This window comes from Anaerosalibacter massiliensis, from assembly GCF_024623155.1.
Classification (GTDB): domain Bacteria; phylum Bacillota; class Clostridia; order Tissierellales; family Sporanaerobacteraceae; genus Anaerosalibacter; species Anaerosalibacter massiliensis.
This window is the reverse complement of sequence record NZ_JANJZL010000001.1, coordinates 289,332-304,506: the sequence shown is the minus strand read 5'-3', so window position 1 is coordinate 304,506 and position 15,175 is coordinate 289,332. Positions and strand designations below refer to the sequence as shown.

Here is a 15,175-nt window from a genome sequence, read left to right as displayed (position 1 = left end):
AGCTTTTGCTGCCTATAAATTATAATAGGGAGATAAGAAATGGCTGTTAGAAATATGGTATTGGGTTTACAAATTTCAGCTGTATTACTTATAATAACAGTAATATACTATGTTATAAATATAGGAAATAAGTATATTGAAGAAAATAAAAAAATTAAAATAGATAATAAAAGGTTATATAAATTTTTTATATGCTTTTTATTATTATACTTAATATATATTTTAACTAAAAAATATAAATTTCTATTGGAAATAATAAATGTTTTAATATTGTCATTAATTTTAGCTTATCTTTTAAACCCTATAGTGGATTTTTTGGAAAAAAAGAAAATACCTAGGCTATGGAGTGTTATATTTTTATATATTCTCATTGGCTTCATAATATTCATTTTCTCTTTTATTTTAATTCCTGAAATTATAAAGGAGTTTAAAAATATAGGATATATATTGCCAGATTATTTGAATAAAGTTTATGCATATATAGATAAAATACACAATAGATATTTTTTAAATTTAAATAATTTACCTCCTGAACTTAACGGCATAAGAGGAGTATTTAAAGAAAATATAAATAGTCTTGAAAAGATTTTTATAAAATGGATTAAAAAGTTTACAAATATAACTGTGAATATGTTTTCTAAGATTTTCACTTTAATTTTGGTGCCTATTATTTCATTTTATTTTTTGAAAGACAAAGAATATTTTAAGAGAAAAATTTATTTAACCATACCTAAAACCTATAGAAATGAAGTTAAAAAGCTTTTTAAAGAAATAGATAAATCTATAAGTAGCTTTATTAGAGGAAGAATAATAGTAGGGATATATGTAGGTATAACTACTACTATAGCATTAATTATTTTAAATATAAATTTTGCTTTTAGTATTGGCATGTTAGCAGGTTTAGCAGATATAATTCCTTATTTTGGTCCCATTATAGGGATTGTTCCTGCGGTTTTCCTTGCATTACTTGATGGTCCTTTAAAAGTAATATGGGTTATAATTGCTTTCACCATTATCCAACAAACAGAAAATAATATAATTACTCCAAAAGTTGTAGGAGAAAGTGTGGGTATTCATCCTGTAACTGTTATATTATCTCTAATAATAGGAGGAGGCTTCTTTGGAATACTGGGAATGCTTTTAGCTATACCAATAGTAGCAATAATTAAAATTATGTATTCCTATTTTATAGAGAAAGTTAAATAGGGTTAATTATTGACAATTCAAAGCTTTTTAATTATAATCCTAGTTATAGAGTAGGGTATAACTGTCGTCCCTTTTCTGTTTCGGGACGTTTTTTTTATAGGATAAAAATATGAAGATTTATTTATTAAATAAATTCTTAAGATAAAGGTGAGGTGTGCTCTTAATGAAAAAGATGGGATTGAATGAAATAAGAAATGAATTTTTAGATTTTTTCCAAGAAAAAAACCATTTAATTTTACCAAGTTTCTCCTTAGTTCCTAAAAACGATAAAAGTTTATTATTAATAAATGCAGGGATGGCACCTTTGAAACCATATTTTACTGGTGATTCTATTCCTCCTAATAAAAGGGTGGCTACTTGTCAAAAATGCGTTAGAACGGGAGATATTGAAAATGTAGGGAAAACAGATAGACATGCAACTTTTTTTGAAATGCTAGGAAATTTTTCTTTTGGAGAATATTTTAAAGATGAAGCTATAGAGTGGGCTTGGGAATTTATGACTGAAAGATTGGAGATACCTAGAGAAAATATATGGGTAACTATATATTTTGACGATGACGAAGCTTTTGAAATTTGGAATAAAAAAATTAAAATTTCAAAAGAAAAAATAATTAGATTAGGAAAAGAGGATAATTTTTGGGAGCTAGAAGTAGGCCCTGGTGGTCCATGTTCAGAGATTTATATAGATAGAGGAGAAGAATATGGTTGTGGAAAATCAACTTGTAAACCAGGGTGTGAATGTGATAGATATGTTGAAGTTTGGAATTTAGTATTTTCACAATATGATAAAGATGAGTATGGGAATTATAATCCACTTCCAAATCCAAATATTGATACAGGAATGGGACTTGAAAGAATAGCAGCTGTTATGGAAGGAGCAGACAATATATTTGAAATAGGAATTATAAATGATTTATTAAAAGAAGTAGAGAAAATAAGTGGAGAGAAATATGGAAAAGATAAAAAAGTAGACGAATCTATTAGAGTGATAACAGACCATATAAGAGCTATTACTTTTTTAGTATCTGATGGAGTTTTACCTAGTAATGAAGGTAGAGGATATGTACTAAGAAGATTAATAAGAAGAGGAGCAAGACATGGTAAGTTATTAGGAATAGATGGAATATTTTTATATGCTCTTTCTGAAAAAGTGATACAATTATGGAAGGAAGAATATACTGAGCTTGCTGAAAATGAGGAAAAAATTAAGAGAATAATAAAAATTGAAGAAGAAAAATTTGAAGAGACTATTGATCAAGGAATAAATATACTCAATAAATATATTGAAGATATGGAAAATAATAATGAAAAAACATTATCAGGAGATAAAGCTTTTAAACTCTATGATACCTATGGATTTCCATTGGATTTAACAAGAGAAATACTTGAAGAAAAAGCTTTGAAAGTAGATGAAAAAGAGTTTAATATAGAAATGGAAGAGCAAAGAGAAAGAGCAAGAAATGCAAGAGATGGCTCAAAAAGAGAAGCTTGGGGAAAGGACGAGTTGACTAGTAGGTTTAAAGAATTTAAGACTAAATTCATAGGATATACTACTACAGAGTCTAATTCTAGAATAATAGGATTATTTAAAGATGAAGAAAAAGTTTCTATTTTAAAAAATGGAGAAAAGGGTATAATTATTTTAGATGAGACTCCTTTCTATGGAGAAAGTGGAGGTCAAGTTGGAGATATCGGAGTTATAAAGGGACAAAATTTTGAATCTAAAGTATTAGATACTCAAAAAACTAAAAATAATATTATATATCAATTTGTAGAGGTAGAAAGCGGAGAAATTAAAAATGGTGAAGAGGTATTTGCAAGGGTAGATAGAACTAGAAGGAAGGACATAGCTAGAAATCATTCTGCAACTCATCTTCTTCATAAAGCTTTAAAAGATGTTTTAGGTAATCATGTAAATCAAGCAGGATCATTAGTTTTACCAGATAGACTAAGATTTGATTTTACTCATTATGATGCTGTAACAAAAAAAGAATTAGATAAGATTGAAGAGATTGTGAATAAAAAAATATTAGAAGGATTAAATGTATCAGTTATCGAAACTAGTATGGATGAAGCAAAAAAAAGAGGAGCTATAGCTTTATTTGAAGATAAGTATAAAGAGGATGTAAGGGTTATAGAAATGGGCTCTTTTAGCAAAGAGTTTTGTGGAGGTACTCATGTAGACAATACTAGCAATATTGGTTTATTTAAAATTGTTAGCGAATCTAGTATTGCTTCTGGTGTTAGAAGAATTGAAGCTATAACTGGCAGGAAAGTTTATAGTCATTTAAAGTATATGGAGGAAGAAATAGATTCTATATCAAATATTCTTAAATCTAATAAAGACAATGTATTAGAGAAAGTGAAGTCTATGTCTGAAGAAATAAAAGAAAAAGAAAGGGAAATACAATCCTTAAAATCTAAGGTAGCTTCATCTTTGTCTGAAGATATCCTAGAACAAAAACATAGTATAGAGGGAATAAATATTATTACTTACAAGGTTAAAGATATGGATATGAATAGCTTGAGAAGTCTAGGAGATGAAATTAAAAATCATCTTGAATCTGGAGTTGTAGTACTTGCATCTGTTTCAGAAAATAGTGTATCTTTTGTGTCAATGGTTACTAAAGATTTAATTAATAAGGGACTTCATGCTGGAAATATAATAAGAGAAGTAGCTAAAGTGACTGGAGGCGGTGGTGGTGGACGTCCAGATATGGCACAAGCAGGTGGAAAGGATCCTAGCAAAGTAGATAGTAGTTTAGAATTGGTTGAAGTTTTAGTCAAGGAAAGTTTAAAATAAATATTAGTCAAATTATTTGACTAATATTTATTTTAAAAGTATGTATATAATATAATCTTTATGGTATAAATATTATAAGGGGGTGTTTTAATGAACAATAATAATTTTAATGAAACTATGAAATTTGAACCACCAAAAGAAAATATAAATGAGGCTAGAGAAATTCTTATAACTGTTTATGAAGCCTTAAAGGAAAGAGGATATAACCCTATTAATCAAATGATTGGATATATACTATCTGGAGATCCAACTTATGTAACTAGCTATAACAATGCTAGAAGTTTAGTAAGAAAATTAGAAAGAGACGAACTTATTGAAGAATTATTAAGGTCTTATTTAGAAAATGAAAATAATGAGGAAAATAATAGGAAGTAGGAGAGGTATAATTGAATAGGTACAGGCTAATAAGCAGCTTAATTATTGTATTACTAATGTTTTCTTTTTTCAGTGCAAACACTATAGAAGCATCAAGTGAATCTAATAATAAGACAGTGTACTTAATCGTACTTAATAAGTATATTCTGAAAGATATTGATAACATGGCTAATTTGAAGCAAATTGTTAATGAAGGCAGTATTGGACTCATGAATACTAGAGGGTTATATAATTATAAAGGTTCGGAAAGCTTTTTGACTATAAACTCATCGAAAAAAGCATATTCCACTTATGAAAGTGCAGAAACATATAATTTAAATGAGGAAAACAAAGAAATATACGAAAGAAGAATTGGACCAGTAACAGATGATTTTCAAATTGCAAATATAAATTTTAATAAAATTATTGAATTAAATAAGAAAAATAGCTATGAGCCGTATATAGGAGTTTTAGGAGATAGTTTACATAAATCAGGATTAAAAACTGCTATGTATGGGAATGGAGACACTTTGGAAGAAGTTATGAGATCATCAAGTCTTATTCCTATTGATTCTAAGGGATTAATTGATTTTGGAAATGTGGACAATATATTGATTAAGGATAAGAATTTTCCTTATGGAATTAGAACAGATTATGATAAATTGATCACTGAAATAAGTAATGTAAAAAATAAATCATCTTTGATAGTTGTTGATACTGGTGATTTAGATAGGCTTAGCTCTTATAGTCAGGAGCTAACAGATGAGATGTTTGAAAAGCACAGATTAAATATATTGGATAAGATTGATAATTTTATAGGGAATTTAAAAGATAATATTGATAAAGAGAATTCTATGCTTATTATAGTGAGTCCCAATAGTGGAGAGGAAAGATTAGATGATAGTAAATTATCACCTTTAGTGCTTTGGGGAAATAATATTCCTAAGGGGATTTTAAATTCTCCCACTACCAAAAGAGAAGGGGTGGTAACGAATATTGACATAGCTCCTTCCATTGCAGAATTTTTAGGAGCTTCAACAAAGTATATGTCTGGAAATGTGTTAAGTTATAAAGAAAATGATGATAATCTTAATTATATTTTAACTAATAATTCAAGAATAAATATAGTTTCTAAAAGTAGATTTTATATATTGTCTACTTATAGTATATTATCCATGATTGTAATATTATTTGTTATGCTAGTATTAGGAAGCAAGGTAAAGCTCAAAGGCAGATTATATAATATTTTAAGTATTGCAATTATAACTATTGGAATAATTCCATTATCTTTAATACTGACATCAGCAATAAATTGGACAAATTATACGAATTATATTATTTCTTTAATTGTTACTTTGTTTTTATTGATACTATTTATATATAAAGTTAAAAAAATAGATAAAGTTTTACTTGTTTCTGGTCTGATTTATTGGATATTAGTGCTAGATATGTTCCTAGGAGGGAATTTAACTAGGTACTCTGCATTAGGATATGATCCAACAATTGGTGCTAGATACTTTGGACTAGGTAATGAGATGGTAGGAGTGTTTTTAGGTGTTAGTGCAGTATTTATAGGAACTTTTATGAATAAAAGAGGAAATAAACTAATTTCATTTATTTTATTGGTTTTTTCTGCTATAATAGTAGGACACCCTAAATTGGGAGCAAATGTGGGGGGAAGTATTGCTACTTTATTTTTTACAATCTATTTCTTATTAGAGTCTTTAGACAAAAATATAAATTTTAAAAGGATTTTTACCATTGGACTATTTATTATAGGCTTTGTTATTATTATGGCTTTTATTGATATTAAATTTAATCCTAGCCCTACCCATTTAGGAAAAACTGTTATGATGACTAACGATGAAGGAAAGTGGATAATAGGTAGTATTGCCCTTAGAAAATTTTTGATGAATATTAAATTGGTGGGTTCCTCTATATGGACTAAAGTTTTACATGCTAATTTAATTTCTCAGATGGTAATTATTTTTACTTTAGGAGATAGATTAAGAGAATTATTCGAGGAGCATAAATATATTTATATAGGATTCATAAGCGGTATGACTGGAAGTATAATAGGGTTTTTGGCTAATGATTCTGGAATAATACTTGCTTCTATAGCTGTAACGTTAATTAATGTATCCTTTATTTTTAAAACAATTGAGTATATAGCTGATGAACAATGTTATTAAGTATGTATTTAATATTTTGTATAAAATTAATTTAAAATGAGGAGAGTTTATGGAAAGAATCTTAGGAATTGATGTAGGAGATAAGACGATAGGTGTAGCTGTAAGTGATCCTTTGGGGTTAACCGCTCAAGGTATTATTACAATAGAAAGAAATGGTATAAAAAATGATTTTAAAGCTCTAAAGTCTATTATCGATGAATATGAAATTGCTAAAATAGTAGTTGGATTTCCTAAAAATATGAACAATACTATAGGACCTCAAGGGGAGAAAGTTCTAGAGTTTGTAGAGGAAATAAAAAAAGAGTTTGAATTGGAAATAATTTTAGAAGATGAGCGTTTGACTACAGTAGCTGCTGAAAAGCTTTTGATTAATGGAGATGTAAGCAGAAAAAAGAGAAAAAAGGTCATTGATAAAGTAGCTGCAACCTATATATTACAGACTTATTTAGATAAAAATTATTGAAGAAGGTGAAGTAGGTGGAAGATAGGATAGTTTTATTAGACGAGAGAGGTAAAAAAGAAGAATTTGAAATTTCTGTAACTTTCGGTCTTGATGATTCTAATTATGCTGTACTTTTCCCTATGGACAATGAAAATGAAGCTTATATTCTCAGAATGGAATATGATGATAATGGTGATTTGATTTTAGTAGGGATAGAAGATGATGGAGAGTTAAATGATGCTATACTAGCTTATGAAAGTATTTTAAAGGAAAGTATTAAATAAAATTAAATACAGATATTTGACTTTTATTATATATATCTATATTCTATATATAGAATAAATAAGCAGGTGAAAATATGGATATTAATTTAGATTCTATAAAAGAGAGGTTAAAAGAAGAAGGATATAAATTAACAACTCAGAGAAGAGCAATATTAGATGTTATTATTGAAAATAAAGGGAGTCATTTAAGTCCAGAAGAAATTTATGATATAGTAAAATTAAAATATCCAGAAATAGGCTTGGCCACAGTTTATAGAACTTTGCAACTCTTGGAACAGTTAGACATAATATGCAAATTAAATTTTGATGATGGCTGTAATAGGTATGAATTAAATTCAAATTCTAGTGATCATCATCATCACCATCTAATATGTTTAGATTGCGGAAAAGTCATAGAAGTTAAATTAGACTTATTGGAAAGCTTAGAATATGAGATTGAGAAAGAAGGGAAATTTGAGATAGTGGATCACAATGTAAAATTTTTCGGATACTGTAGCGAGTGTCGAGATAAATAAATCCCCTAAAGGGGATTGTTTTTTTGTAAGTATAGTGTGTAAGCTAATATTTTGTTTTTCGAATACTAATTATTATAAGATTTGGAGAAATTAATAAAATAGAAGGAGTTGATATAGTTTGTCTAGAAAACCTTATAAATTAAAAATTATACCTTTAGGTGGCCTAGGTGAAATAGGAAAAAATATTACCGTAATAGAATATAGAAATGACATAATTGTTATAGATTGTGGTGTTATTTTTCCTGAAGATGAAATGTTGGGTATAGATGTAGTTATACCTGATATAAGTTATTTGTTAAAAAACAAAGAAAGGGTTAAAGCTATAGTTTTAACTCATGGTCATGAAGACCATATTGGAGCATTGCCTTATGTTCTAAAAAAGATAAATGCACCTGTTTACGGAACTAAACTAACATTAGGATTAGTGGAAAATAAACTGAAAGAACATAAGATGAAGAATGTTAAATTAAATAAACTAGAAGCGGGAGATTCTATAGAAATTGGCTGTTTTAAAATAGAGCTTATTAAAACTAATCATAGTATTCCAGATTCTGTTGCATTAGCTATACACACACCTGTTGGAATAATAGTTCACACAGGAGATTTTAAAATTGACTATACTCCTATAAACGATGAAGCTATAGATCTTCATAAATTTGCTGAATTAGGTAAAAAAGGAGTATTAGCATTATTAGCAGATAGTACTAATGTAGAAAGACCAGGATATACTATGTCCGAAAGTACGGTAGGTGAAACTTTTAATGATATTTTTGCAATGGCAGAACATAGAATTGTAGTTGCAACCTTTGCATCAAATGTATACCGTATACAACAAATAATAGATTCAGCAGTTCTTTTTAATAGAAAAGTTGTGGTATCTGGAAGAAGTATGGTAAATGTAATTGGAGTTGCTACAGAGTTAGGATATTTAAATATTCCTGATGGAACGTTGATAGATATAAATGATATGGATAAATATCCGTATGATAAAATTGTGGTTGTTACTACAGGTAGTCAAGGTGAACCAATGTCTGCATTGGCTAGGATGGCATATTCTGAGCATAGAAAAATACAGTTAGTACCAGGAGATTTAGTAGTTATATCTGCATCTCCTATACCAGGAAATGAAAAAACTGTTTCAAGAGTTATAGATCAATTAATGGAAAAAGGTGCAAATGTTATTTATGAATCTTTGGCAGATGTTCATGTATCTGGTCATGCATGTGAAGAGGAACTTAAACTCATTCATGCATTAGTAAAGCCTAAGTACTTTATACCAGTTCATGGAGAATATAGGCATTTAAGAAGACATTCTAAATTAGCAGAAAATTTAGGAATGCCAAAAGAAAATATTTTTATAGCTGAAAATGGCTCTACAATAGAATTTACTAGAAACTCATGTTCCTTTGGGCCTAAAGTAACTGCAGGAAATATTTTAGTAGATGGTCTAGGTATAGGAGATGTAGGTAATATTGTTTTAAGAGATAGAAAACATTTGTCAGAAGATGGTCTAATTGTAGTAGTTGTTACTATAAGTAAGGAAGATGGAAAGGTTATGGCAGGCCCTGATATTATATCAAGAGGGTTTGTATATGTAAGAGAATCTGAAGATTTAATGGAAGAGTCAAGAAATGTTGTTAGAAAAGTATTGAAAGAATGTGAAAAAAACCATATAACTGATTGGGCTACATTAAAGTCTAGTATCCGTGATGCGTTAAGAGGATTTTTATATGAGAAAATCAAGAGAAATCCAATGATATTGCCTATTATTATGGAAGTTTAAAGTCGTAGATTTTCTACGACTTTCCTCATATTATATAGCTTGTTTTATAATTATGTAGTATAATGTTCTTGATAAAGTATATTTAAATGGATTAAGGAGGTACTTCATGAACTATACAGTACTTGTTTATTTTTTACTACTTGCTTTAGGAGCTATTATTTCACATAAAGGCTTGATAAGTGATAATTTTAGCAAAAAACTTGGTCCTATTCAAAACTTTTGCCTATTATTCTTGCTTTTTACAATGGGTGTAAGGATTGGGTTGGACAAGAAAGTGATTTCCTCATTTTTTCAAATAGGTGCTAAAGCAACAGTTCTAGCTGTATTTTCTATATTATTTAGTATTATTCTTGTTAGATTAGTAAGAAATATGGTTCTTAGAGATGAGGGGGAGGTAAATGAGCCTTAGTATTATTTTAGCAGTTGTATTAGGAATTGGAGTAGGATATTTTTTAATTCCCGATTGTTTTTTTTCTTATACTGGTATTATTACAGACATAGGACTTTGTTTACTTTTATTTTTTGCAGGAATGGATATTGGAAAACAAAAAGGCGTATTTAAAGATCTTAAAAAAATGGGATTTAGGATACTTCTTGTACCTCTAATGATTATTATAGGAAGTATATTTGGTAGTATTGTAGGAGGATTTTTATTAAAAATGCCTATTAATGAATCAGGAGCTGTAGGCGCAGGTTTAGGATGGTATACACTATCTTCAGTGATGCTTACTAATTATTCTACAGAATTAAGTGCCATAGCATTTTTGACTAATGTAGTTAGGGAGATTATTGCTCTTATAGTTGTGCCACTAATAGCTAGATACATTGGATATTTAGAATGCATTGCTCCTTGCGGTGCAACTGCTATGGATACAGCATTACCTGTTGTTTCACGTTCAACTAATTCACAAACTACTATAATTTCATTTGTTTCTGGTGTAATACTTAGTTTGGTTGTACCTATTTTAGTTTCTATAATGATAAAGATATGATTAGGAGGGATACTATGAATGTATATGATGAAGCTCACAAATTATCCGGAGCTATAAGAGAATCAGATGAATATAAGAAATATGTTGAAAAACAAAAAAAGGTTTTTTCGGACGATAAGAATAAAGAAATGATTGAGGATTTTAGAAAGAAGGCTCTTGAAATTCAAATGGAACAATTATCAGGGAAGGAAATAGATAAGGAAAAAATTGAAAGACTACAAAAATTAGAAGACATATTAATGTTGAACCCTAATATAAAAGATTTTTTCATAGCGGAGATGAATTTTAGTCAATTAATATCAGATATCTATAAGATATTAGACGATGTAATGAAATTGGATCTACCTGAGAAATAGATATGGAGGAAAATATGGATACTAAATATATAACTAAAGCTGGACTTATTTCTGCAATATATGTAGTTTTAGTAGCCATTCAAATGCCTATTGGTCAATTAGCTTTTGGTCCTATTCAACTAAGAATTGCAGAAGGTTTAACTTTGTTACCTTTAGTAGAGCCAGCTGCAGTGCCAGGAGTTTTTATGGGATGTTTAATTTCAAATATAATACTCGTTTCTTTTTCTGGGTTTGGACTAATAGATGTAGTAGGAGGTAGTTTAGTTACTCTTATAGCAGCTTATTTGACTAGCAAAACAACTAGTAAAAAACTAGCCATACTTCCGCCTGTTATATTAAATGGATTCTTAGTTTCCATCTGGGTTTCATACTTTACAAAAATACCTTACTGGTACACAGTATTAGGAATTTCTTTAGGAGAATTAATATCTGTAGTAGTTTTTGGGAATATTATACTTATAATATATAAAAATATATTTAAAAATTGATATAGATAATTCTTTTATACATCCTTGTAAAAAAGAGATAATACTTGTATAATAAAATAAGTAAATATGGTTTAAAGGTGGAGATTTTGTGACAGAATCTTTAAGAAATAAAAAGTGGAAAAAAAGTTTTAATAAAATTCTTATCTTTTGTTCCATTATAATAGTTGTAAGTACGATTATGATGAAAGTTTATTATGATAAGGCTTTAAATCCAGTATCTCCTAATGATCCAAAAGAAAAAACTATAGAAATTTCTTCTGGAAGTTCTACATCTAGAATTGCAGATATTTTAAAAGAAAATGGGCTAATCAGGAGTAAATTAGTATTTAAGTATAAAGTTAGAAAAGAAAAGCTAGATGGAAAATTAAAGTCTGGCAATTATTCTTTAAATACAGGAATGGGAGTTAAAGAAATTTTAGTAAGCCTTTCTTCTGGAGGTAGAGATGGAGATATTATCAAATTTACGATACCAGAAGGTTTTGAATTAAAACAGATTGCTTATAGACTAGACGAATTGGGACTTGCTGATGAGAAAAAATTTTTAGAGCTGTGTCAAGATGTAAATAGATTTTCTAATAAGTATAGTTTTTTAAAGAAAATACCTAAAGGTTATAATTTAGAGGGATACTTATTTCCTGATACTTATGAAATATATATAAATGCAAGTGAGGAAGAAATTATTGAGAGAATGCTTTCAAGATTTGAACAATTTTATGAAACAGATTTTAAAAAGAAGGTTGAAAAATCTGATTTAGATTTAAATGAAATAGTAACATTAGCTTCAATGATAGAAAAAGAAGCTAGAGTTGATAAGGAACGTTCAACTATTGCAGGAGTATTTTACAATAGATTAGAAATTAATATGCTTCTTCAAGTGGATGCTACAGTACAATATGCCTTAGGAGAAAGGAAAGAACGCTTATTATATAAAGATTTAAAGGTTGATTCACCTTATAATACTTATATTCACAAAGGTTTACCTCCATCTCCTATTGCATCACCAGGTGAGAAGTCTCTAATAGCTGCTGTGAATCCTTCAGATGTAGATTATCTATATTATGTATTAAAAAAAGATGGTAGTGGTGAACATATTTTTACTAAGACTTATGAAGAACATTTGAAGGCTCAGTCAGAAAAATAAAATTTATATAAAATATTTATATAATACGTGGATGGCTAATTACCACGTATTACTTTTGTAAAAGAGGAAGTGTTATATTTGGTAGATATAAATTATGATTATATAGAAGAATATATTAGAGGTATTTTACAAGAGGATTCAGATAAATTAAAGGAAATAAAAGATTATGGGAATAGTAATCATATACCTATTGTATGTCCTGAAGTAGGACAATTTATTAAAGTGCTATTAAAGATAAGTGATGCAAAAAATATTTTAGAAGTAGGTACTGCTATTGGATATTCTTCTTTAATTATGGCTGAAGCAACTAGTTCTGATACCAAAATAACTACCATAGAGAAAAAGGAAGATATGTTTAAAATTGCAAAAAAAAATATAAATCAAAGTAAATACAGGGAAAGAATTAGGATTATAGAAGGAGATGCAAGAGAAATTATATCAGAACTAGAGCAAAAATATGATTTCATATTTTTAGATGCAGCTAAGGGTCATTATTTAGATTTTTTTAATGAATGTAGTAGAGTGTTAAGAAAAGGTGGAGTAATATTATCTGATAATGTTTTATATAAAGGAATGGTAGCTAGTGATGAATTAGTTGTTAAAAGAAAAAAGACAATTGTAAAAAGAATGAGAAATTATTTGGAATATATTTCAAATTTGGATGGTTATATAACTAGTGTTCTCCCATTAGGAGATGGTGTATCTATAACATATAAAGAGGAGGGAGATAATGAATAAACCAGAGTTATTGGCACCTGCTGGAGATCTAGAAAAGTTAAAAATGGCTATAGTTTATGGTGCAGATGCAGTTTATTTAGGTGGAGAAGAGTTTGGACTTAGAAAAGCTTCCAAGAATTTCACATTAGAAGATATAGAAGAAGGTATAAGATTTGCTCATAAGAGAAATAAAAAAGTTTATGTTACTTTAAATATAATTCCACATAATGAAGATTTAATAGGTCTCGATGAATATGTATCGGAGCTTGAGAAAATAGGTGTAGATGGTGTAATAGTAGCAGATCCTGGAGTTTTTTCTGTAATAAGAAGGGTAGCTCCTAATATGCCTATACATTTGAGTACTCAAGCTAGTGCTACAAATTATGAAACTATTAGATTCTGGTATGATCTAGGGATAAGAAGAATAGTAGTAGCAAGAGAATTATCCTTGGATGAAATTAAAGAGATAAAGAAAAAATTGCCTAAGGATTTAGAGATAGAAGCTTTTGTTCATGGTGCTATGTGTATATCTTATTCTGGTAGATGTTTACTTAGCAACTATATGGCAGGTAGAGATGCAAATAGAGGAGAATGTGCTCATCCTTGTAGATGGAAATATAATTTAGTAGAAGAAAAAAGACCAGGAGAATATTTTCCAATATATGAAGATGAAAAAGGGACTTTTATATTTAATTCTAAGGACTTATGTATGATAAAGTATATACCAGAGTTAATTGAGGCTGGAATATGTAGTTTTAAGATAGAAGGAAGAGTAAAAAGTCAATATTATGTAGCTACAGTGATAAGAGCTTATAGAAAAGCTATAGATGAATTTTTCAGATATAAAAAGAACTATGTATACAAAGAAGAATGGCTTGAAGAAATTAAAAAGGCTAGTTATAGAGATTTTACTACAGGGTTTTACTTTAAAAAACCTACAGGTGATGATCAGATTTATGAGAATAGCTCCTATATAAGGAAATATGATTTTGTAGGATTGGTTTTAGATTATGATAAGAAAACAAAATTGGCAACTGTGGAGCAAAGAAATAGAATATTTGTAGGGGATGAAATAGAAATTTTCGGTCCTAATAAAGAATTCTTTACTCAAAATATTGAAGAAATGTGGAATGAAAATGGTGAAAAAATAGAGGTAGCGCCCCATCCTCAGCAAATTATAAAGATGAAGATGAAAGAGCCTGTTGAAGAGTGGGATATTATTAGAAAAGCTAGAAAGGATTGATTTAATTGAAAAGATCTATACTTATAGGAATTACTGGAGGTACTGGTTCGGGTAAGAGTACTGTGGCTAAGGAAATTTATAAGTCTATTGAAGAAACAAATGTAGTAGTTATTGAACAAGATTCCTATTATAAAAGCCAAAGTAATTTAACTTTTGAGGAAAGAAAAAATACTAATTATGATCATCCTTTTGCTTTTGATAATAACTTACTAATTGAACATTTAAATAAACTATTAAAGGGACTGCCTATAGAAAAGCCTATTTATGATTTTGAAAAACATAATAGAAAAAAAGAAACAATAAAAGTATGGCCAAAAGAGATAATTATTTTAGAAGGACTTTTAATTTTAGATGATGAAAAAATTAGAGATTTGTTAGATATTAAAATTTTTGTAGATACTGATTCGGATGTAAGGGTTATAAGACGTATAAATAGGGATATTAAAGAAAGAGGTAGAAGTTTAGATTCAGTAATAGAACAGTATATGAAAACAGTTAGACCAGCTCATATGCAGTTTGTAGAGCCAAGTAAAAAGTATGCCGATATTATTATTCCGGAAGGTGGATATAATAAGGTGGCAATTGATATAATGGTTACAAAAATTAAATCAATTATAGATGATAAATAATAAATACCTCCATTACTAATTGGGAATACT

General features: G+C 28.6%; 16 protein-coding genes. All 16 read left to right on the top strand.

What is annotated here, in order from left to right; all coding sequences use genetic code 11:
- Nucleotides 1-39: 39 nt before the first annotated feature.
- The 16 genes from NSA23_RS01790 (at nt 40) to udk (ending at nt 15,145) form a co-directional block, all read left to right on the top strand.
- The gene (locus NSA23_RS01790; protein WP_042681583.1) at nt 40-1,206 is read left to right on the top strand and encodes an AI-2E family transporter; all 1,167 of its coding nucleotides are present in this window, start codon (nt 40-42) and stop codon (nt 1,204-1,206) included.
- Between the two features lie 163 nt (nt 1,207-1,369).
- Nucleotides 1,370-4,009 (top strand): alanine--tRNA ligase, encoded by a 2,640-nt coding sequence (gene alaS, locus NSA23_RS01785; RefSeq protein WP_042681586.1) that lies wholly within the window; start codon nt 1,370-1,372, stop codon nt 4,007-4,009.
- A 90-nt stretch (nt 4,010-4,099) separates the two neighbouring features.
- The gene (locus tag NSA23_RS01780) at nt 4,100-4,384 is read left to right on the top strand and encodes an IreB family regulatory phosphoprotein (RefSeq protein WP_042681587.1); all 285 of its coding nucleotides are present in this window, start codon (nt 4,100-4,102) and stop codon (nt 4,382-4,384) included.
- 11 nt (nt 4,385-4,395) lie between these two features.
- Nucleotides 4,396-6,555 carry an alkaline phosphatase family protein gene (locus NSA23_RS01775; RefSeq protein WP_042681590.1) on the top strand — a complete coding sequence of 720 codons (2,160 nt, stop codon included), beginning with the start codon at nt 4,396-4,398 and terminating at the stop codon, nt 6,553-6,555.
- A 49-nt stretch (nt 6,556-6,604) separates the two neighbouring features.
- Nucleotides 6,605-7,018, top strand: a complete 414-nt coding sequence (gene ruvX, locus NSA23_RS01770) for a Holliday junction resolvase RuvX (protein ID WP_042681592.1) — start codon at nt 6,605-6,607, stop codon at nt 7,016-7,018.
- 14 nt (nt 7,019-7,032) lie between these two features.
- Nucleotides 7,033-7,281: a DUF1292 domain-containing protein gene (locus NSA23_RS01765; RefSeq protein ID WP_042681594.1), complete on the top strand. Its 249-nt coding sequence runs from the start codon at nt 7,033-7,035 to the stop codon at nt 7,279-7,281.
- Between the two features lie 74 nt (nt 7,282-7,355).
- Nucleotides 7,356-7,796, top strand: coding sequence for a Fur family transcriptional regulator (locus NSA23_RS01760; protein WP_187116665.1), 441 nt, complete (start codon nt 7,356-7,358; stop codon nt 7,794-7,796).
- Nucleotides 7,797-7,914: 118 nt separating this feature from the next.
- Entirely contained in the window at nt 7,915-9,579 is a 1,665-nt protein-coding gene (locus NSA23_RS01755; protein WP_042681596.1) for a ribonuclease J, read from the top strand.
- A 106-nt stretch (nt 9,580-9,685) separates the two neighbouring features.
- Complete coding sequence (locus NSA23_RS01750) at nt 9,686-9,988, top strand: hypothetical protein (protein WP_050069795.1); 303 nt, start codon at nt 9,686-9,688, stop codon at nt 9,986-9,988.
- Nucleotides 9,978-10,571 carry a LysO family transporter gene (locus NSA23_RS01745; RefSeq protein ID WP_042681599.1) on the top strand — a complete coding sequence of 198 codons (594 nt, stop codon included), beginning with the start codon at nt 9,978-9,980 and terminating at the stop codon, nt 10,569-10,571. Before NSA23_RS01750 ends, NSA23_RS01745 begins: the two co-directional genes overlap by 11 nt.
- A gap of 14 nt (nt 10,572-10,585) precedes the next feature.
- Entirely contained in the window at nt 10,586-10,927 is a 342-nt protein-coding gene (locus NSA23_RS01740) for a YlbF/YmcA family competence regulator (protein WP_042681601.1), read from the top strand.
- 14 nt (nt 10,928-10,941) lie between these two features.
- Nucleotides 10,942-11,415: a QueT transporter family protein gene (locus tag NSA23_RS01735; RefSeq protein ID WP_081915227.1), complete on the top strand. Its 474-nt coding sequence runs from the start codon at nt 10,942-10,944 to the stop codon at nt 11,413-11,415.
- An 88-nt stretch (nt 11,416-11,503) separates the two neighbouring features.
- Nucleotides 11,504-12,556 (top strand): endolytic transglycosylase MltG, encoded by a 1,053-nt coding sequence (gene mltG / locus NSA23_RS01730; RefSeq protein WP_042681605.1) that lies wholly within the window; start codon nt 11,504-11,506, stop codon nt 12,554-12,556.
- Between the two features lie 78 nt (nt 12,557-12,634).
- Complete coding sequence (locus NSA23_RS01725; protein ID WP_042681607.1) at nt 12,635-13,294, top strand: O-methyltransferase; 660 nt, start codon at nt 12,635-12,637, stop codon at nt 13,292-13,294.
- Nucleotides 13,287-14,516 carry a peptidase U32 family protein gene (locus tag NSA23_RS01720; protein ID WP_042681610.1) on the top strand — a complete coding sequence of 410 codons (1,230 nt, stop codon included), beginning with the start codon at nt 13,287-13,289 and terminating at the stop codon, nt 14,514-14,516. Before NSA23_RS01725 ends, NSA23_RS01720 begins: the two co-directional genes overlap by 8 nt.
- A 5-nt stretch (nt 14,517-14,521) precedes the next feature.
- Nucleotides 14,522-15,145 (top strand): uridine kinase, encoded by a 624-nt coding sequence (udk, locus tag NSA23_RS01715; protein WP_042681613.1) that lies wholly within the window; start codon nt 14,522-14,524, stop codon nt 15,143-15,145.
- Nucleotides 15,146-15,175 lie beyond the last annotated feature (30 nt).